Annotated in this window: 17 protein-coding genes; 10 read left to right on the forward strand and 7 right to left on the reverse strand. The window is 41.8% G+C overall.

Annotated elements, in window-relative coordinates; translation table 11 throughout:
• The 8 genes from QA601_16250 to QA601_16285 all read left to right on the forward strand — a co-directional run.
• Nucleotides 1–292, forward strand: a 292-nt coding sequence (locus tag QA601_16250) for a hypothetical protein (protein MDG5816650.1), incomplete at its 5' end; no start/stop codon positions are given.
• Between the two features lie 9 nt (nucleotides 293–301).
• Nucleotides 302–3,283 (forward strand): hypothetical protein, encoded by a 2,982-nt coding sequence (locus QA601_16255; protein ID MDG5816651.1) that lies wholly within the window; start codon nucleotides 302–304, stop codon nucleotides 3,281–3,283.
• 21 nt (nucleotides 3,284–3,304) lie between these two features.
• Nucleotides 3,305–4,177 (forward strand): hypothetical protein, encoded by an 873-nt coding sequence (locus tag QA601_16260; GenBank protein MDG5816652.1) that lies wholly within the window; start codon nucleotides 3,305–3,307, stop codon nucleotides 4,175–4,177.
• A gap of 426 nt (nucleotides 4,178–4,603) precedes the next feature.
• Nucleotides 4,604–5,464 carry a hypothetical protein gene (locus tag QA601_16265; protein MDG5816653.1) on the forward strand — a complete coding sequence of 287 codons (861 nt, stop codon included), beginning with the start codon at nucleotides 4,604–4,606 and terminating at the stop codon, nucleotides 5,462–5,464.
• A gap of 173 nt (nucleotides 5,465–5,637) precedes the next feature.
• The gene (locus tag QA601_16270) at nucleotides 5,638–5,877 is read left to right on the forward strand and encodes a hypothetical protein (GenBank protein ID MDG5816654.1); all 240 of its coding nucleotides are present in this window, start codon (nucleotides 5,638–5,640) and stop codon (nucleotides 5,875–5,877) included.
• A gap of 10 nt (nucleotides 5,878–5,887) precedes the next feature.
• Nucleotides 5,888–6,760 carry a hypothetical protein gene (locus QA601_16275; protein ID MDG5816655.1) on the forward strand — a complete coding sequence of 291 codons (873 nt, stop codon included), beginning with the start codon at nucleotides 5,888–5,890 and terminating at the stop codon, nucleotides 6,758–6,760.
• 173 nt (nucleotides 6,761–6,933) lie between these two features.
• Entirely contained in the window at nucleotides 6,934–7,191 is a 258-nt protein-coding gene (locus QA601_16280; protein ID MDG5816656.1) for a hypothetical protein, read from the forward strand.
• A 2-nt stretch (nucleotides 7,192–7,193) separates the two neighbouring features.
• Nucleotides 7,194–8,069, forward strand: coding sequence for a hypothetical protein (locus tag QA601_16285; protein MDG5816657.1), 876 nt, complete (start codon nucleotides 7,194–7,196; stop codon nucleotides 8,067–8,069).
• A 209-nt stretch (nucleotides 8,070–8,278) separates the two neighbouring features.
• Here QA601_16285 and QA601_16290 read toward each other — a convergent pair whose 3' ends face one another.
• Nucleotides 8,279–8,974: a hypothetical protein gene (locus tag QA601_16290; GenBank protein MDG5816658.1), complete on the reverse strand. Its 696-nt coding sequence runs from the start codon at nucleotides 8,972–8,974 to the stop codon at nucleotides 8,279–8,281.
• Between the two features lie 30 nt (nucleotides 8,975–9,004).
• Nucleotides 9,005–10,696 carry a Na/Pi cotransporter family protein gene (locus QA601_16295; GenBank protein MDG5816659.1) on the reverse strand — a complete coding sequence of 564 codons (1,692 nt, stop codon included), beginning with the start codon at nucleotides 10,694–10,696 and terminating at the stop codon, nucleotides 9,005–9,007.
• A gap of 259 nt (nucleotides 10,697–10,955) precedes the next feature.
• Here QA601_16295 and thiE point away from each other — a divergent pair, with 259 nt between their 5' ends.
• Entirely contained in the window at nucleotides 10,956–11,597 is a 642-nt protein-coding gene (gene thiE, locus QA601_16300; GenBank protein ID MDG5816660.1) for a thiamine phosphate synthase, read from the forward strand.
• Nucleotides 11,598–12,143: 546 nt separating this feature from the next.
• Here the strand turns inward: thiE and QA601_16305 are convergent.
• The gene (locus QA601_16305; protein MDG5816661.1) at nucleotides 12,144–13,274 is read right to left on the reverse strand and encodes a glycosyltransferase; all 1,131 of its coding nucleotides are present in this window, start codon (nucleotides 13,272–13,274) and stop codon (nucleotides 12,144–12,146) included.
• A gap of 174 nt (nucleotides 13,275–13,448) precedes the next feature.
• On the opposite strand from QA601_16305, the gene QA601_16310 reads away from it, so the two are divergent.
• Nucleotides 13,449–14,174 (forward strand): hypothetical protein, encoded by a 726-nt coding sequence (locus tag QA601_16310; protein ID MDG5816662.1) that lies wholly within the window; start codon nucleotides 13,449–13,451, stop codon nucleotides 14,172–14,174.
• Here the strand turns inward: QA601_16310 and rsmG are convergent.
• From rsmG to pyrR, 4 genes are read right to left on the reverse strand one after another with little or no spacing between them, the layout of a single operon-like run.
• Nucleotides 14,166–14,792, reverse strand: a complete 627-nt coding sequence (rsmG, locus tag QA601_16315; GenBank protein ID MDG5816663.1) for a 16S rRNA (guanine(527)-N(7))-methyltransferase RsmG — start codon at nucleotides 14,790–14,792, stop codon at nucleotides 14,166–14,168. The genes QA601_16310 and rsmG overlap by 9 nt on opposite strands.
• A gap of 26 nt (nucleotides 14,793–14,818) precedes the next feature.
• Entirely contained in the window at nucleotides 14,819–16,159 is a 1,341-nt protein-coding gene (locus QA601_16320) for a dihydroorotase (protein ID MDG5816664.1), read from the reverse strand.
• Nucleotides 16,152–17,078 carry an aspartate carbamoyltransferase catalytic subunit gene (locus QA601_16325; GenBank protein ID MDG5816665.1) on the reverse strand — a complete coding sequence of 309 codons (927 nt, stop codon included), beginning with the start codon at nucleotides 17,076–17,078 and terminating at the stop codon, nucleotides 16,152–16,154. The genes QA601_16320 and QA601_16325 overlap by 8 nt, the downstream gene beginning before the upstream one ends.
• Before the next feature lie 4 nt (nucleotides 17,079–17,082).
• On the reverse strand, nucleotides 17,083–17,634 hold the full coding sequence (gene pyrR, locus QA601_16330; GenBank protein ID MDG5816666.1) for a bifunctional pyr operon transcriptional regulator/uracil phosphoribosyltransferase PyrR: 552 nt from the start codon (nucleotides 17,632–17,634) through the stop codon (nucleotides 17,083–17,085).
• Between the last annotated feature and the right edge of the window lie 117 nt (nucleotides 17,635–17,751).

Here is a 17,751-nt window from a genome sequence, read left to right on the forward strand (position 1 = left end):
GCATGGGAGAAATGAGAATGGTACCGGTGAGGCTGTTTGGGTGGTGAAAGAGTGTGGAGAGATAGAATTTGAAGGTGAAGTCAGAGATAAGGTGAGTGAACGGACTTCCATTGATCTTACCAAATTGAATGTAGTTGGAAAATGCGTAGATATAAACGATGATCCTTATGAAGGTGTTCCATTTAAAGTAGTCGTTGATGATAAAGTTGTTTACGAAGGTGAGAGTGATTCAAACGGCCAGTTGTTTGCTCCGGTTGAAGAGGATCAGGACTATGATGTACTGTTTTTCTAAGGGGAAGTGATGGAGGATATTTTTAAGATCAGAAGTGGGCTTATCGATATAGACTCTCTTTATTTCAAAAAATCTGACGAGCTTATGGTCAGAAGCAGAGAGAGTATTCGAAATGACCAGGTAATTGTTTATGGTCAGGAAGAAAGATGTGATCTTTACCTGCACATAATTGTAAAAAATCTGTTTGCTGATTCAAAAAAACGAGGTTATGTTCCCGCTGGTTCAAAAATAGTGATAGATTTTTTGGGTGTTCATGCTAATGTTATAGAAAATTGGGATAGGGTAGATGAAAACAATCTTGAGCAGATCAATGAATATGTAAAACACATTTGCACAGCAACTGTTCAGCTTGATGGTATAGAGGTAAAATATGACACTGAAAATAGTAGAAGTAAATTTCCCGATCCAATTAAGTATGAGCGGAAGGTTTCCGGTATAAGTGAATCAGCAGTAGGTTTTACTCTGGCTGGATTTCCCCGGGCAACAAACTGTAGTAATAAGCATAAAATAGTTTTCCCACTTGAGTTTTCAGAAGAAAACAGCCAAAAGCTTTTCTTACCAGGACACCACAACCAGGTAGTTTTTGCATGGGCTTGGGCTATAAACAAAGAATCCAAAGATTTTTACAGCAATTTTAATGTTGATCCGGAAAGTTGGCAAGATAGGGAAGCATTTTTAAAAGAACCAGACAAAGATGCCGGAATACTTCAAAATACACTTCAATGGTTTGGGATTAATACAGGCGGTAGAATTTATTCAAGAAATGATGTTGACAGCTTGGATCTTGATGAGAAGAGCGCGGGGGGAGATAATTTCCAGTTCGATGAACCATCTCTCAATTGCTTTGTTTCACGAAACGGGCTTCCGTTTTCATCCTTTGGTATAGGAAGACAAATCGGTCCTGTAGGAATCTGCAAAAAGGGGCCGGATTCAGCACAGTACTTTAGAAGATCTGTTCTAAGACCTTACAGCAGAAATTTTACCTATCTGATCGATGAAACACCCTACCTGAGAATTACCAAAGATAGTAACTGGCAGGATGTTTTTGATTATGAGGATGGTGGTGAATACCATTCAAGAGCTGATGACCCTTTTTTTTTCAGAAGTGATTCAGCTGCCGCTTTTATCAATACGCTTGAAAGATTACCAGATCAGAAATACAAATATAAACAGCTACAGTTTCCTTTAAGTACAATAGCTGTACTTCAGCATGACTTCTGTAAAAGATACTCAAATCTAAATCTGTCCTTTAATTCTACAAGCTTCATAGATTACGAATCCATTGACTTAAATAAAGTTAAAACGGTACAGATTGCAGGTAAACAAGATATTAAGGATGAGAACGGCAAATTAATCGCGACAGTTGAGCGGGGGATTCCTGGTGCCGGATTCCTTAACACTTGTCATTCTAAAGTGTTTATTAAGAATAATGAGTACGAAGCACACACTTTCACTCAAAGACCCCTTTTAATTAATTTTGAGCTTGAGAGGGATTTGAGTGATGAAGAGGTTTCTGAATTAAAGGAGGAGCCCCCAAAAATTGAATTTGCTATTTTGGGCCCTAATAATAGGTACATCTTTTTTGATTACGAACCGGACATAGACTTTGAATTCTCAAGAGAAAAGGGTCAGCATCTGTGTTTGGTATATCTGAATACCGAATTACCGGTTTTTAACGCTACTCTCGTTGCAAGTAATATATCTCTGGATAATTTCAGAATGAGTGGTAAAAATTTTGCCCGAAGTATACCGTTTGAGGGACAATTGTCATCTGAAATTGTAACATATACCCCCTCACCAGATGGATTATTTCAAGGTAATCCTATAATAAGCTTGGATGACTACGGAACGGAAAAGGTAAGAAACAAAAGGCTTACTGACCTGCGAAGTGAACTTGACCGGAGTATCGCTAAGGAAAGTGGAAAATTTTTACTGTCGTTTCTACCGGGCAATATTGCTGATTCCGCGTGGGAAATCGCTTTTGATGTATGGGCAGGAAAAGAGACTGGTAACAGCAATGAACAGGAAATAAGAATGAAAGCCTTAAATCTTGTTCTAAAAGCTGTTGGCGGTATGGATGGAAATGGCAATTTCGCTCCTCATATAAGTGGCGGTATGAAAACTTTGAATTTTATTATTAAAATTGGAACTCTTATTGATCAGTACAGAGATAAGGGAATGCTCCATAAAAGTCCTTTTATTAACGGAGAGAACTTTGGTGATTCTTTAAACTTTAATGACACTTTATTTCTTTTGTCTACCACTGAAAATAAGTTAACTTTAAATAAAGAGGGCATAACGTATTCAAAGAAGTCTAATCCTGATACACTGACCATTTTAATGAACCGGGAAGTAAACTTAAGAGATACGAAAAAAGTGTTTCACTTCCAGTTTGGTGATACGGCAGGATTGCTTGAGCGAAGCGATAGATCGCGACCGGACTCACTCTCTTCATTCAGAGGAGAATATCAGAAGAAAATATTTGAGCTCAAGGACGCCCTTTCAATCGAGGACAAGACAACTGTTGGAGATTTTCTCAAAGCACTTGCGTCAACAGTACGCGGAAGGTGTTTGGCGGATATATTTGAAAAGGTCAAAGTGAATAAACGGATGGTCGATTACACGGAAAGCAATAATATTTCACAGCTTTTTGAGCGCTATTTGAACGAAAACAGTATTTTTACTGAAGACGAAGTAGTAAAGCTTACTGCCTTTTTGAACCTGATACGCTATGTGGATGCCTCCTTTATGATCTGCCCGGCATGCGGCCATGTGGTGCATCTATCCTGGGGGTGGTGTCCGTACCATGCGACCAGAGGGATGAGGTTTGAGGGAGAGTATGGTGGAGATGATGAAAATGAAAGGTTTCATGAGCACTTATTGAAAAAATTTGGTAAAGTTACTGTAGACGAAGCTCTAAAAAGAGACATGAGAGCTAAGGGAAGTGAACGACATTTTGTACATTGGACAGAATTTGAAATTAAAAAATAAAATGGTTTAAAGGAGATAATTGTGATAAAAATATTTATAACGGTACTTATTTGTTTTGTAAACTCGTGTATAGCTAAAGAAAATGCACCGAAATCAAAGGCAGATATGTATGTAGACAGCTTACTATCTCCAGTATATTCACACAGTCATATGGATGCTAGAGTAGAACAAATTGTGGGAGAAATTTATTCTGATTCAGAGCATCTTACAAAAACTAGTGAATTACTAAAATTTGCCATAAACAATCACAAATATAATTATATAGTGATGCGGTTATTAGTTAAGATAAGACATCCGGAGATGCCACAATTAATACGTGAAAATTACATGTACTTAGATGAGAGCTGCTATTCTAAATTGTATAGAGCTTTAAATTGGTCTTATGGTATAACTGATAGCGCCTTACACAATGAATATAACCAAAAAATAGTAAATGCATTATTAGATGTGGTGAATGACGTAGAAGATCAGTATTCAAGAGGGTACATTTACAATGTAATAAGGGCAATTGGAACACATGAACAAGTTACTAGGGCAAAGCCAAATATACACCTAGAAACCAATGCTCGCAATAGGGCAGAGCTTCTTTCAGCTTTTTTACGTTATAATGAAAAATATACTGAACAAGTAGTTGTACATGAGTTGCAAAATAAATTAGACCACTGGATAATTAGCTATGTACTTAGGTATGGTTTCCAGCGCTTCAACCGCCACGACTTCCTCCCTTTCCTCTATTCTCTCCAAACAGAACTCGAAAACGAAACCGATGTTCGAAAGATCGAGGATGCCAAAAGAACGCTGGAACGGCTTAACGAAGTAATCCCATATCTTGAGCAGAAAAAAGCCGAAGGGGTCAAGCTTGGCCTTCCGCTTGATTGGGGAGTTGTGGACTAAGATATATATTCATTGAGTGTAAAAACCTGAGCACCTAAAGCTTGCAGCCTTAGTATAAAAATCGATATGATCGTTATAATAGCCTGAAAGGCTTACGTATAGTAGCACAGGGTTTCCTACCCTGTGCTCTTACAGCCTTTTTGAACCTGATACGCTATGTGGATGCCTCCTTTATGATCTGCCCGGCATGCGGCCATGTGGTGCATCTATCCTGGGGGTGGTGTCCGTACCATGCGACCAGAGGGATGAGGTTTGAGGGGGAGTATAAAGGTGAAGATGACAATAAGAGATTTATATCACATTTAAGATCTCAGTTTAGGGGTCTTCCTATTAATGAGGTCTATATAAGTGATAAATCCCAAGAAACAAACAGATTTTTTGTACACTGGACAGATTTCGAGATAAGAAAACAGAAAGAGGATAACCATGGATAATAAATTTGTTTTTTTAATCATTAGTTGCATCGTTTTTTCTTGTTCTGCAAATAATAATACTAAGTCAAAAGCAGATATTCTAATAGATAGTTTGTTTTCATCTACTTTTCAACAAAAATATCAGTATAATGCTGTTGATGATATATTAAAATTGATACAAAAGGAATCAGCTTATATAAAAGATCACTCCAGACTTATTGAATTTATGGAAAATAATGAAAGATATGGAGTATTAGCCATGCCTTACCTTGTTTATATGAAAAGTTCCAATTTATTGGAATCTATAGCAAATAATCGCCATAAAATAACAAGAGAGTTCTGTGGGGCTTTGGACTGGACAACAGATATAACAGATAGTACTACTCATCATTTTTATATCAGTCAGATAATAGATAGACTGTTGCCTGTGATCGATAAAATTCAGGATGAGTGGATTCGTGGTGATTTTTACAGAGTAATTCGTAGAGTAGGTAACTTTAAACAAGTAAATGATCTGATAGCAAATTTAGGTGCAGAAACTAACAGAGGTGCAAGAGCTGAACTTTTAGGAGCATTACTTAGGTTTTCAGATGAAGGAATAGAGGGAGTTTTTAATAGCCATTTAAAAAAAGGCATTGATCAGTGGACATTAGATTACGTATTAGAATCTGGCTTCCAGCGCTTCAACCGCCACGACTTCCTCCCCCTCCTCTACTCTCTCCAAACAGAGCTTGAAAACGAAACCGATGTTCGTAAGATCGAAGACGCCAAAAGAACTCTTGAACGGCTTAACGAAGTAATCCCATATCTTGAGCAGAAAAAAGCCGAAGGGGTCAAGCCTGGTCTGCCGCTTGATTGGGGAGTTGTGGACTAAGATATATATTAATTGAGTGTAAAAACCTGAGCACCTAAAGCTTGCAGCCTTAGTATAAAAATCGATATGATCGTTATAATAGCCTGAAAGGCTTACGTATAGTAGCACAGGGTTTCCTACCCTGTGCTCTTACTGCCTTTTTGAACCTGATACGCTATGTGGATGCCTCCTTTATGATCTGCCCGGCATGCGGCCATGTGGTGCATCTATCCTGGGGGTGGTGTCCGTACCATGCGACCAGAGGGATGGTGTTTGAGGGAAGGTATACTGGAAATAATGAGAATGAGAAGTTTATCGCACATATTGAAAACCAATTTAAAAGAGCATCGTCCATTGGTGAAGCATATAGAGCAGACAAAAGAAAAAGTACAAGATTATTTGTGCACTGGACAGAATTTCAGATTAGCAAATAAGGAGAAGTTGATGAAAAAAATACTATTTTTGATATTAATATTACTGCCTTTTTTTTCTTGCGCAGCAGACGCAAAAAGAGAATTTTCAGAAACAGCTGCTTTAATAGATAGCCTGTTCAGCCCTGAATTTGAAGGTGAATTTAAAAGAGATGATGTTGAAAAAATACTTAGTCAAATAGAGGAATTCGGTATGATTGAGGAATCGAATAAACTCTTTGAATTTATTATAAATAATGAAAAATATGGGCATTTGGGAGTAAGAACTGCAGTTACTTTAAAAATCCCAGAATTTTTGGCATTTTTAGACCAAAACGGTACAAGCTTGAATCAATGGTCTTTTGAAGTGTTGTCCAGAACATTAAATTGGAATTTAGGTATCACTGATAGCGTAACTCATCATGCCTATAATAGTGATATATTGGATAAACTTATTCCTATCGCTTTGGAAGCACATGACAATGAAATCCGCGATATGGTGTATAATGTGCTAGTAGCTATAGGGACATATAATCAGGTGAGACTATTAGAAGTAGTGTTTCATGAAGAGACTAATCGTGGGCTTAGAGCTGGTATGATTTGTGCCTTTCTACGCTTTAAAGATGATGTGTTTGATCATATAATCAGAAACGAAATTATAGAGCATTTTGATAGCTGGACCATAAATTACATCGTTAGACAAGGAATCCAATTTTATAACCGCCACGACTTCCTCCCTCTCCTCTACTCTCTCCAAACAGAGCTTGAAAACGAAACCGATGTTCGTAAGATCGAAGACGCCAAAAGAACTCTTGAACGGCTTAACGAAGTAATCCCATATCTTGAGCAGAAAAAAGCCGAAGGGGTCAAGCCTGGTCTGCCGCTTGATTGGGGAGTTGTGGACTAAGATATATATTAATTGAGTGTAAAAACCTGAGCACCTAAAGCTTGCAGCCTTAGTATAAAAATCGATATGATCGTTATAATAGCCTGAAAGGCTTACGTATATTAGCACAGGGTTTCCTACCCTGTGCTCTTACAGCCTTTTTGAACCTGATACGCTATGTGGATGCCTCCTTTATGATCTGCCCGGCATGCGGCCACGTGGTGCATCTATCATGGGGGTGGTGTCCGTACCATGCGACCAGAGGGATGAGGTTTGAGGGATTGTATACTGGAAATGATGAGAATGAAAGGTTCATTAAACATTTTGATACGCACTTTGATAATGCTGAAATTGGTGTTGCCTACAGGGCGGACAAACAAAAGGGCAAGCAAGATCAACGTACATTTGTACACTGGACAGAATTTGAGGTAAGGAAAAACAGAAAGGATTAACTATGAGTAATAGGTTCTTTTTTTTGATTGTATGTTGTATTGTTTTATCGTGTTCTGCAAATAATGGAGATGTTAAATCAAAAGGAGATGTTCTCATCGACAGCCTGTTTTCTCCTGTATTTGAAAGAGAATTCCAGCATGACCACATTAGAAACCTGTTTAATCAAATACAAAAAGAAAGTGATAATATAACCAACTATTCTGGATTGATGGAATTTGTTAATACTAATGCAAAATATGAACACATTGCTATGCCTACATTGGTGTACCTCAAACATGATGGGTTGAAAGATTTTTTAAAAGAAAACTATCAGGAACTTGATGAAAGTATTTATTCAAAACTGGCAGAAGGGTTAGACTGGACTTTTAGAATAACTGATAGTACAACTCATCATAAATACAACAGTAGCATATTAGATGTGCTTATACCAATATCAATGAAGCTTGAAGATCAAAGATCTCGTGGTATAATTTTTGGGTTGGTTAGTAGAATCGGTACATACAAACAAGTTAAAGAATTCCGACACTTCTTACAGGAGGAGACTAATGCATTCAACAGAGTCAGAATTCTGAGCTTCTTTTTGCGTTTTAAGGATGATGAGTTTGATCGCATTGTTATGAATGAATTTGAGGAATATTTTGATAACTCGACCATTGAACACGTTGCCAGCCAAGGAATCCAATTTTATAACCGCCACGACTTCCTCCCTTTCCTCTACTCTCTCCAAACAGAACTCGAAAACGAAACCGATGTTCGAAAAATCGAAGACGCCAAAAGAACGCTGGAACGGCTTAACGAAGCAATCCCATATCTTGAGCAGAAAAAAGCCGAAGGGGTCAAGCCTGGCCTTCCGCTTGATTGGGGAGTTGTGGACTAAGATATATATTAATTGAGTGTAAAAACCTGAGCACCTAAAGCTTGCAGCCTTAGTATAAAAATCGATATGATCGTTATAATAGCCTGAAAGGCTTACGTATATTAGCATAGGGTTTCCTACCCTGTGCTCTTACTGCCTTTTTGAACCTGATACGCTATGTGGATGCCTCCTTTATGATCTGCCCGGCATGCGGCCATGTGGTGCATCTATCATGGGGGTGGTGTCCGTACCATGCGACCAGAGCTCCAGAGGAAATTTCTCTCTCTATCCCACACCCTGTGAGATACCCAGAGGAAATTTCTCTCTCTATCCCACACCCTGTGAGATACCCAGAGGAAATTTCTCTCTCTATCCCACACCCTGTGAGATACCCGGAGAAAATTTCTCTCTCTATCCCACACCCTGTGAGATACCCGGCGGAATTTTCTCTCTCTATCCCACACCCTAAGAGATCCCCGGCGGAATTTTCTCTCTCTATCCCACACCCTGAGAGATGCCCGGCGGAAATTTCTCTCACTACCCCACACCCTGTGAGATGTCCGGAGGAAATTTCTCTCACTACCCCACACCCCAAGAGATACCCGGAGAAAATTTCTCTCACTATCCCACACCCTGTGAGATGCCCAGAGGAAATTTCTCTCTCTACCCCACACCCTGAGAGATGCCCGGAGAAAATTTCTCTCACTATCCCACACCCTGAAAGATGCCCGGCGGAATTTTCTCTCACTACCCCACACCCTGAAAGATGCCCGGAGAAAATTTCTCTCACTATCCCACACCCTGTGAGATGCCCGGCGGAAATTTCTCTCTCTACCCCACACCCTGAAAGATGCCCGGAGAAAATTTCTCTCACTATCCCACACCCTGTGAGATGCCCGGCGGAAATTTCTCTCTCTACCCCACACCCTGAGAGATACCGAAACACCCCTTATCTTCTACTTAACCCCGGTAATCACTTCAGAGATATTCACCACATGCTCTTTAACCCTTCGGTAAGAGGTAAGAATGTCAGGGAACACCGTACTAAGCATGGGATCAACTTTCCTCTCCATAAGTCTGTTTAGATGAGCGGTGCGCAAATCACGGAATTTTTCGGTAATTTGATCCCCTGAAGGTACTACCGCCACAGGCAAAAAGGAGGTGTGTCGTTTTAAGTTTTGGTCATCAATCTGTTCGTAAAAGACAGCTACCATGTCATGCAACTGAAGCATCTCGTCTCGCATCACCTGAGGTAATTCTACCCCTGCTTCCTTTAAACGTAAGTTCAGTTTAAGAATCGATGTAAGGTAATCACTGATGGTTTCATACTCATCGGCGAGCCTTAGTTGCATTCCGGCCTCTTCAGAAATACTGTGCGGTACAGTACCGCCGCTTAGCAGATCGGTGAGAAAAACGGTTATCTCTCTCTGTATGTTATCCAGAATATCTTCCCGCTTAAAAATCTTTTTTACAACTTTCTGATCAGGCTCAGGGGTCGAAATCACCTCCCGCAAATCATCGATCATCTTCCGGTTGATCTCTCCCATCACACCGATCTCCTTTTTAGATTGCTCTATCCCCATGAGCGGAGTTTCCAGCAGAAAGAAATCAAGGTGAGTTAGTTTAGGTTTAGCCGTTTGCTTATTTTCCGGAACGATTTTCATCAGAAGTGATGCCATAAATGGTACCAGGGGCAGAAAAACCAAAGTGTTAATCAGATTAAAGCCGGTATGTACCGCTGCAATTGAGGCTGCGATGTAGGGATAATATTCCACCCCGTCTCTAATCACCGTGGCATCCGGGTCAACAGTTATTATCATTCTAAGTACATTTATATACAGAGGGAAGATGGTGGTTATCCATAAAATCCCCCCGATATTAAACATAATGTGGGCATAAGCGGCTCTTCTTGCATTGGAAGTGTTGGTACCCAGTGAAGCAAAAAACGCGGTGATCGTAGTACCAACGTTTTCTCCCAGCACCAATGCCGCCGCGGTCTGAAAACTGATTACCCCCGTTGAGGCCAGGGTGATCGTTATTGCCAGAGTAGCCGATGATGACTGCACCGCTACGGTCAACAGACACCCCAGCAAAACACATTTTAACAGACCAAAGTAGGTATCTGCCGAAAACATCTGAAACCATTCTATAAACTCAGGCACAGTCCTTAATGGACTAAGCCCATCATTCATAAGCTGCAGCCCGAAAAATATCATCCCAATACCCATCATGGTCATACCCAGGTACCGGATCTTTTCATTCTTTGAGAAAAGGAAGACCAGTGCAGAAATGCCTAAAATAGGGAGCCCGTATTTTCCTATGGCCAACACCACTATCCACCCTGTAATGGTGGTACCAATGTTTGCCCCCATTATGACCCCGATAGATTGTCTCAGAGTCATAAGTCCGCTGTTCACAAAGCCTACCACCATAACGGTGGTAATAGAGCTTGATTGCACTATACAGGTTACAAGTGCCCCCACCCCCGTTGCCATCAATCGGTTATTGGTGACCATGCCGATAAGACTCCTGAGACGATCTCCGGCTATGGTCTGAAGCCCATCTGACATGTACTTCATTCCCAAAAGAAATATACCAAGACCACCTATCACGCCAAACGCCATAGAAAGTAGTAGTGCGGTATCCATAGTTGTTGTTTAACCTCTGAAAAAATAAAGTGCAATAAGTGAAAAGCACCGGGTATGGTAGTTTATGCTCCCGGGAGCTGTAGGATCATCAGGTAAGTAAATTCGCTCTGTTTTCATAAGGAGGACTAATATAGCATATCTGCACTTGAGACATCAATTTTTTTTTTGCGCAAAAAGCAGTACTAAGTACTTATAAGCCGCATAAAATATTTTCCCTTTTCTGGAATACTTCGACCACATTTTTCAAAGAAGCATATTTATGATAAAGATACCAGAGCGGTTCGGTTTTTACGCGGTTCTTACAAATCCCCTTAAAGGCTATGAATACATCACCAATCTTCTGGTAGAGATGGGGTTTCCATTCGTTCAGCTGAGAATGAAAGACAGCACGGAGGCGCAGGTAGAGCAAACTGCCCAAAAGATGAAAAAAATCACTGAAGGGACTCAGACCAAACTTATTATTAATGACCTGGCTGAAGTAGCGGCACGGGTAGGTGCCGATGGACTCCATATCGGCCAGGATGACATCTCGTATGAAAAAGCCCGGGAAATTGTAGGTGCACATTGCATTATTGGTATCTCCACTCACTCACCATCCCAGACCATAGAAGCCTGCAAGCTTAACCCCGATTATATAGGAATCGGGCCGGTGTTCCCTACCCCCACCAAGAAAAACCCGGATCCGGTGATAGGGATAGAGGGAATGAAAGCTATGCTTGCGGTTGCAACGGTGCCGGCAGTGTGTATTGGTGGAATAGATTTAAACAATTTACCTGAAGTACTCCGGGCCGGGGCAGAAAACTTTTGCATGGTACGACAGTTCACTCAATCACAGGACCCCAAGAAGGTTTTAGAAGAGATGCAAGGGATCTATTCCAACGTTTTCCCTTCAGTAACGTAGTCCTGAAAAAGTAGCTGCGCAGGAGTTTAGGCACACCTCTTCCCTGCGCAGAACGTACAAGGATTCTTTATGAAATGCACCGAAAGCCACAATTGGGGCATGCTGTACGATCATACCCGGTAAGCGCAAGAACAAGACAAGTGTTAAGAAAATGGCTTTTTTGAGGAAATTTGTTGGAGGTGTATACGATATTTGGAAAAAATTATGTGTTCCGCTTTACAATAGACGTTTCCAGTGTTGGTACAGGCAGATAAACTGAAACGTTTTCTACCTTAGAAAATTGACCGGCACTATCTCTATAATAACCTGGAAGGTTTTCCTCTATCAGCGAAGGGTTTCCTACCCTGGCTGACTGGGTCACCCTGTTTTTTGACACACACTTATTCGATCTTCACGGGAAGAAATGTCCTGTAAGGACAATCCATTTATAGCCAGGCGTTTTAACGCCTGGTCGGAAATCAATGGAATTTTTCCTCGTCCTGTAAGGACGACTTTCTGACGGTGCATTAGTAATCTTAGCCGCCCATAGGCTTAGTTCAACTATCACTAAAGCACACTTCTGTAGATTTCGGTTATTTTGCAAACCTGCGTTTCTATACTGTGCTCCCTGTTTGCGTACCGGATCCCGTTTTCCCCCATTTTCCTTCTAAGCGCTCTGTTTTTGACTAAAAGCTCAAGGTTACTGCTGAGGGAAGCCACATCCTTTTCCTCTGATAACAACCCACTGACCCCATCTTCTACTATATTGGGTATATCACAGTGAAAACTGCCGACAACGGGAATGCCTGAAGCAAGAGCTTCTATAACCACCACCGGTGCCCCCCCTTCGGTATCTCCATTGGCGGCATGAACACTTGGGGCTAACAGTATGTCTGTTTGCTTTAAAATCTGCTGATATCGTTCAACCGGCACCATTCCATGAAAAACGGCCCTGCTGCTAACACCCCGTTCTCTGAGAATAGCTTCGACTGTTTCTTTGTAGGGCCCATCCCCCACAAGATGAAGCTCAACATTGCCCGCCTTCAGAGCAACGTTGGCAAAACTCTGAGCTGCAAACCGGGCCCCCTTTTTCTCGCGGCCCAATCCCACAAATAACAGTTTTACTGTTTTTTGAGAATCGCACCACCGTTTGGGCACAATCCTGGACAAGTCGATCCCCAGCTTAACCACATGAATCTTCTCAGGATCACACCCAAGCTGCGCTACCACAGATTTCATATACTGCCCTTCAACTATAAATGCCCTGCACAGTGAAAAAACCTTTCTGTAACGCTTCATCCAAAAACATTTCCTCCACAACTGACTCACATCCTGCCCGTACATAGTTGTAATCAGAGGGATTTTGTGTTTCTTCAGAAGGCTGTAGTTTCGCCAGGCTTCCAGTAGAAAATGAGCATGAAAGATATCGGGGTGAAATTTCCGTACTACCCCCTGATGATGCCCTGTGGGGTAGTGTTCAAAAACTTTGTGCAGTGTTCGCGCCGGCACCGAAAAAAGGTTCCTTTTTTTCACTATGGGATACACAGCGCTAAAAGGAAACTGCTCTTCACACAGAGTCTTTTGGCATAGCACTATCGATTCACAGCTTTTGTTGTGAACTATTTGATTATAGATCCAGTTTTGGGTAACGGGTAAAAAGTCGGTGATCAGATGAGCTACTTTTATTTGTGATTCCATTAGAGTTTTTTTCTTCAAATCGGTAATTATGTTTATAGTATCAGCCACCTAAAAATACATCGATAACCTACACTATAAAAATAATGAGGGTAACTGATTCATCTTGAATCCGTCCCGATACTGTGTTACTATTTTAAAGAATCGATAGATCCCCCAAAAAGAGATAGGTAAACGATGATATCAGGACGACACATTCCACGCACTATAAAATTGCTTTGTAGTGTTTTACTATGTCTGGCGGCTGCGGCACAGGGTCAAATAACCGCGACCACATCAGATGGCAGATCTGTTGTTTTGAATGAGGATGGTACCTGGTCGTTTGCTCAGGAAGAAACAACTGATAAAGCAGCAGAGCTAAATGAAGAATCAGAAAGTCAGCCCGCAGAAACCGCGTCCCGGGCCGAAGAAAGCAGCTCCGAAGCACCACCACAAAGTCCTGCCGCGACAAATGCCTTCAGAAATGCCAAATGGCTTATGTCACCTGAGCAGGTAAAGGATTCTGAAACAGCAACCCTTGAAAGAGAAACCGAAAACACTCTGGTATATGATGTCACAATTCATGGCATTAAAAGTACCCTGACCTATATGTTCTCCGATGACCAGTTGACCTCTATACGGTGTAACTTTAATTACTCTCATTCAAACCCGAACCGATACTACAAGGATTTTGAAAGTTTAAAAAATAAACTGATCAGTGATTACGGCAATCCTCAGGAAGATGAACAAAACTGGCAAAATGATATGTACAGGGATAACACAAGCAGGTGGGGCTTTGCGATTGGTGTCGGTTTTTTATCCTGTAAAACTCAATGGCATACAGATGATGCCAGTATCACGTTAACGATTTCGGGAGCGAACCACCGGGCGAACAAAGTTTTGGAACTCAAGTACCTAAACTAAGTCTTTCTTGTTTATTACTACTATGTTTCTTTCGCCGATTTCGGGCATGGAAGCATCATAAATCTCCGCGTCTTTTACATTTGCGGTATCTTCAAGATTAGGTCCCTTATACAACACTATTTTGCCCCCGTGTGCCAGTAGGCGATTTAGAATTTCGAGGTATCGGGGAGTCATTTTTACGGACCTGCTTACGATAAGATCATAGGTGGAAGTATGATCTGATGGTATCTCTTCTATTCTACTATCAAGAAAACCACAGTTATTCAGTTTAAGGTGTTCTGTTGCTTTCTTTAAAGAAGCGATCTTCTTTTTCTTTGAATCAAGCAGGGTGACATGTGATGTTTGATAGATAATAGCGATGGGAATTCCGGGCAAGCCACCCCCTGACCCAAAATCAAGTATCTTCTTATTTGAAAAATCGACCAACTTAAAGGCAAGCAACGAATCCAGAAAATGCAGTGTCCAGATATCCTCAGGATCGGTCTTTCTGCTGATTAAATTAACTTTTTGATTTTCCTCAAGCAACCACTGATAGTACAGTTCAAACTTCTCTAAGTACTGTTTGTAGTCATTGGGACAGAGGCTCTTTAAGAAGGCTGTGAATTGTTCTTTTTTCATATATAAAGGTATAGTGCCGCGTGTTTTCAGGAGGAGCGCTCATAAACGATTCGTCCATCAAGCACAGTCATCACAGCGGCCCCCTGAAGCTCCATTCCATCAAAAGCGGTGTTTTTTGATTTAGAGTAAAAGGATTGAGGGTCCACATGCCATTTAAGCTCAGGATCTATAACCGTCAAATCAGCAGCAGCACCGGTTGAAAGGTTCCCTCCAGTAAGGGAAAGTATTTTGTTTGGATTAAGAGCCATCTTTTCCACCATCTGTGATGGAGTTAAAAGCCCCTTTTTAACCAGCGCGGTAATGACGACACCAAGGGAAGTTTCAAGCCCCACGACACCAAAAGCTGCGGCATCAAACTCCACATCCTTTTCTTCAGAGTTATGAGGCGCATGGTCACTGGCAATCACATCAATAGTTCCATCACAAAGCCCTTCGATAACAGCATCTCTGTCAAGGGCGGTTCTAAGGGGTGGATTCATCTTTTTATTTGTATCGTACAGCCCTACATCTTCATCGGTGAGTGTAATATAATGAGGGCAAGTCTCAACCGTCACCCGTACCCCTCTTTTTTTGGCAGCTCTGATCAGACGAACGGCCCCTGCGGTAGAAACATGGGCAACATGAATTCTTGCGCCGGTATATTCAGCTAAAAGCAGATCGCGCATGACTCCAATGTCTTCAGCAATCACCGGTACCCCTCTGACACCCAGCCTGGTGGAAACCAGCCCCTCGTTCATATGTCCTTTGTAGCTAAGCGTCGAATCTTCACTATGGCATATCACCGGGATATCAAAGGATTTCGAATAGTTAAGAGCATTGCGCATGATATTACTTTTTGCCACCGCTTTACCATCATCGGAAACAGCCCGTGCTCCGGAGTTCACCATTTCTCCAAACGGTGCAAGCTCCTCACCGTCGAGATTTTTGGTAATTGCCCCTACGGGGTGGATTTTACAGGGACAAGCCTCTCCCCTTTGAATTACATAACGGATTTTTGACTCTTCATCAAGAACGGGAGTGGTATTTGGCATACAGGCAACAGAAGTAAATCCTCCGGCAGCAGCAGCCTGGGTTCCGGTGGCGATCGTTTCTTTATCCTCACGCCCGGGTTCCCTTAAGTGCACATGCATATCCATTAATCCGGGAACGACCCACATTCCGGACACATCTTTTGTCAGGGCATTGGGATATTTAGTATGAAGGTCTGTACCGATCTCTTTTATCACGCCATCACTAAGAACTATATCAGCACTCTGATCCATTTTGTTTTCGGGATCTATGATACGACCATTTGTGAGTATGATATCCTGGGCCGGTTTATTTATATTCTCTAAGTACATTTTTGATCCGTTTGCTCTTTTAACCATTCTCTCCCCCTCCGAGTAAATAAAGGACAGCCATCCTGACCGCCACACCGTTTGTAACCTGATCAAGGATAACAGATCCGCCCCAGTCTGCAACATTTGAAGCGAGCTCTACGCCTCTGTTAACAGGCCCCGGGTGCATAATTAGCACATTATCTTTGAGCCCGGAAAGCTTCTCCAGATCAAGGCCATAACGCTGACGATACTCTCTTATGGAGGGAAATACCGCGCTTGACTGTCTCTCAAGCTGCATCCTTAACAACATCACCACATCAGCCCCCTCCAGAGCCTCATCGAGATTATCGGTAACCGGCACTCCAAGGCAGTTTGAATGCTGTGGTAAAAGTGTAGGAGGCCCGCATAGTACCACATCCATGCCCATGGTTTTCATACCCCAGGCATTCGATCGTGCTACTCTGCTATGGAAAATATCTCCGATAATTGCCACCTTCAATCCCTTAAGTTTACCAAGCTTCTGACTTATTGTCATCATATCCAACAGTGCCTGAGTAGGATGCTCATGAAGGCCATCACCGGCGTTCACAATCACAGCATTGGTGCATTGGGTCAGAAAATGTGGTACACCGGCAGCACTATGCCGAACAACTACCATATCAATCTTCATAGCCTCAATATTACGGATGGTATCTTTTAACGTCTCCCCTTTCGCAACAGAGCTGGTAGATGAGGAAAAATTAAGGGGACTTGCGGAGAGACGTTTTTCCGCAAGCTCAAAAGAGATTCGCGTTCTTGTACTGTTTTCATAAAACAGATTTACAACTGTTTTTCCCCGTAATGTAGGTACAACCTTTATCTCCCGCTGAAGCACTTCGTAAAAAGAGTCTGCGGTATTAAGGATAAGGTCTATATCTTCCCTGCAAACATCTTCGAGCCCTAACAAGTGCTGGATTTGAAGCCCCATGGCTTTAGTCACCTTCCTGAAGTTCCATTAACCACAATGAATCCTCACCCTCAATCTCTTTTACCCTAAGTGACACCACCTGATTTGGCAGAGTAGTGATCTTTTTACCCACATAATCGGCTCTGATAGGCAGCTCCCGATTTCCCCGGTCAATAAGTACCGCTAACTGTATGGTTTTTGGTCGTCCAAAATCCATAAGTGCATCCAGTGCCGCTCTGACAGTTCTTCCAGTATAGAGCACATCATCAACTAAAATGATGTTTTTTTCATTGATATCAAAGGGAATGTCGGTAACCTGAACCTGGGGTTGTTTAAAAGCGGTTCGGTAATCATCGCGATACAACGTCGCATCCAATACCCCGCTTGAGAGCTCAATGTTTTCCAGGTTCTTTATTTTATGCGCGATTCTGTTGGCCAGAAATACACCACGAGTCTGCATACCAACTATGGCCAGATTTGAGATAGCCATGCTGTGACGCTCCAAAATCTGGTGGGTGATACGGGTAAGAGCCCTGTCCAGGGCATGAGGATCCATAAGCTGTTCAAGTTTTTTCATGGATACAAAATAGTTTGACCTGAAAGATGAGTCAAGATAACTGATGGAGCCCAGGATAATTTAAGGATTATCTTAGTTATACAAAGCTTCCCCATCACTGGCTAAGCCTGTTATCGT

The organism is Chitinispirillales bacterium ANBcel5 (assembly GCA_029688955.1).
In the GTDB taxonomy this organism is placed as follows: Bacteria; Fibrobacterota; Chitinivibrionia; order Chitinivibrionales; family Chitinispirillaceae; genus Cellulosispirillum; species Cellulosispirillum alkaliphilum.

What these genes read in the sequence shown, in the direction of transcription:
- QA601_16255 (MDG5816651.1), top strand. Translation starts at nt 302, where the DNA reads ATGGAGGATATTTTTAAGATCAGAAGTGGGCTTATCGATATAGACTCT.
- QA601_16265 (MDG5816653.1), top strand. Translation starts at nt 4,604, where the DNA reads ATGGATAATAAATTTGTTTTTTTAATCATTAGTTGCATCGTTTTTTCT.
- QA601_16270 (MDG5816654.1), top strand. Translation starts at nt 5,638, where the DNA reads ATGATCTGCCCGGCATGCGGCCATGTGGTGCATCTATCCTGGGGGTGG.
- QA601_16275 (MDG5816655.1), top strand. Translation starts at nt 5,888, where the DNA reads ATGAAAAAAATACTATTTTTGATATTAATATTACTGCCTTTTTTTTCT.
- QA601_16280 (MDG5816656.1), top strand. Translation starts at nt 6,934, where the DNA reads ATGATCTGCCCGGCATGCGGCCACGTGGTGCATCTATCATGGGGGTGG.
- QA601_16285 (MDG5816657.1), top strand. Translation starts at nt 7,194, where the DNA reads ATGAGTAATAGGTTCTTTTTTTTGATTGTATGTTGTATTGTTTTATCG.
- QA601_16295 (MDG5816659.1), bottom strand. Translation starts at nt 10,696, where the DNA reads ATGGATACCGCACTACTACTTTCTATGGCGTTTGGCGTGATAGGTGGT.
- thiE (MDG5816660.1), top strand. Translation starts at nt 10,956, where the DNA reads ATGATAAAGATACCAGAGCGGTTCGGTTTTTACGCGGTTCTTACAAAT.
- QA601_16305 (MDG5816661.1), bottom strand. Translation starts at nt 13,274, where the DNA reads ATGGAATCACAAATAAAAGTAGCTCATCTGATCACCGACTTTTTACCC.
- QA601_16310 (MDG5816662.1), top strand. Translation starts at nt 13,449, where the DNA reads ATGATATCAGGACGACACATTCCACGCACTATAAAATTGCTTTGTAGT.
- rsmG (MDG5816663.1), bottom strand. Translation starts at nt 14,792, where the DNA reads ATGAAAAAAGAACAATTCACAGCCTTCTTAAAGAGCCTCTGTCCCAAT.
- QA601_16320 (MDG5816664.1), bottom strand. Translation starts at nt 16,159, where the DNA reads ATGGTTAAAAGAGCAAACGGATCAAAAATGTACTTAGAGAATATAAAT.
- QA601_16325 (MDG5816665.1), bottom strand. Translation starts at nt 17,078, where the DNA reads ATGGGGCTTCAAATCCAGCACTTGTTAGGGCTCGAAGATGTTTGCAGG.
- pyrR (MDG5816666.1), bottom strand. Translation starts at nt 17,634, where the DNA reads ATGAAAAAACTTGAACAGCTTATGGATCCTCATGCCCTGGACAGGGCT.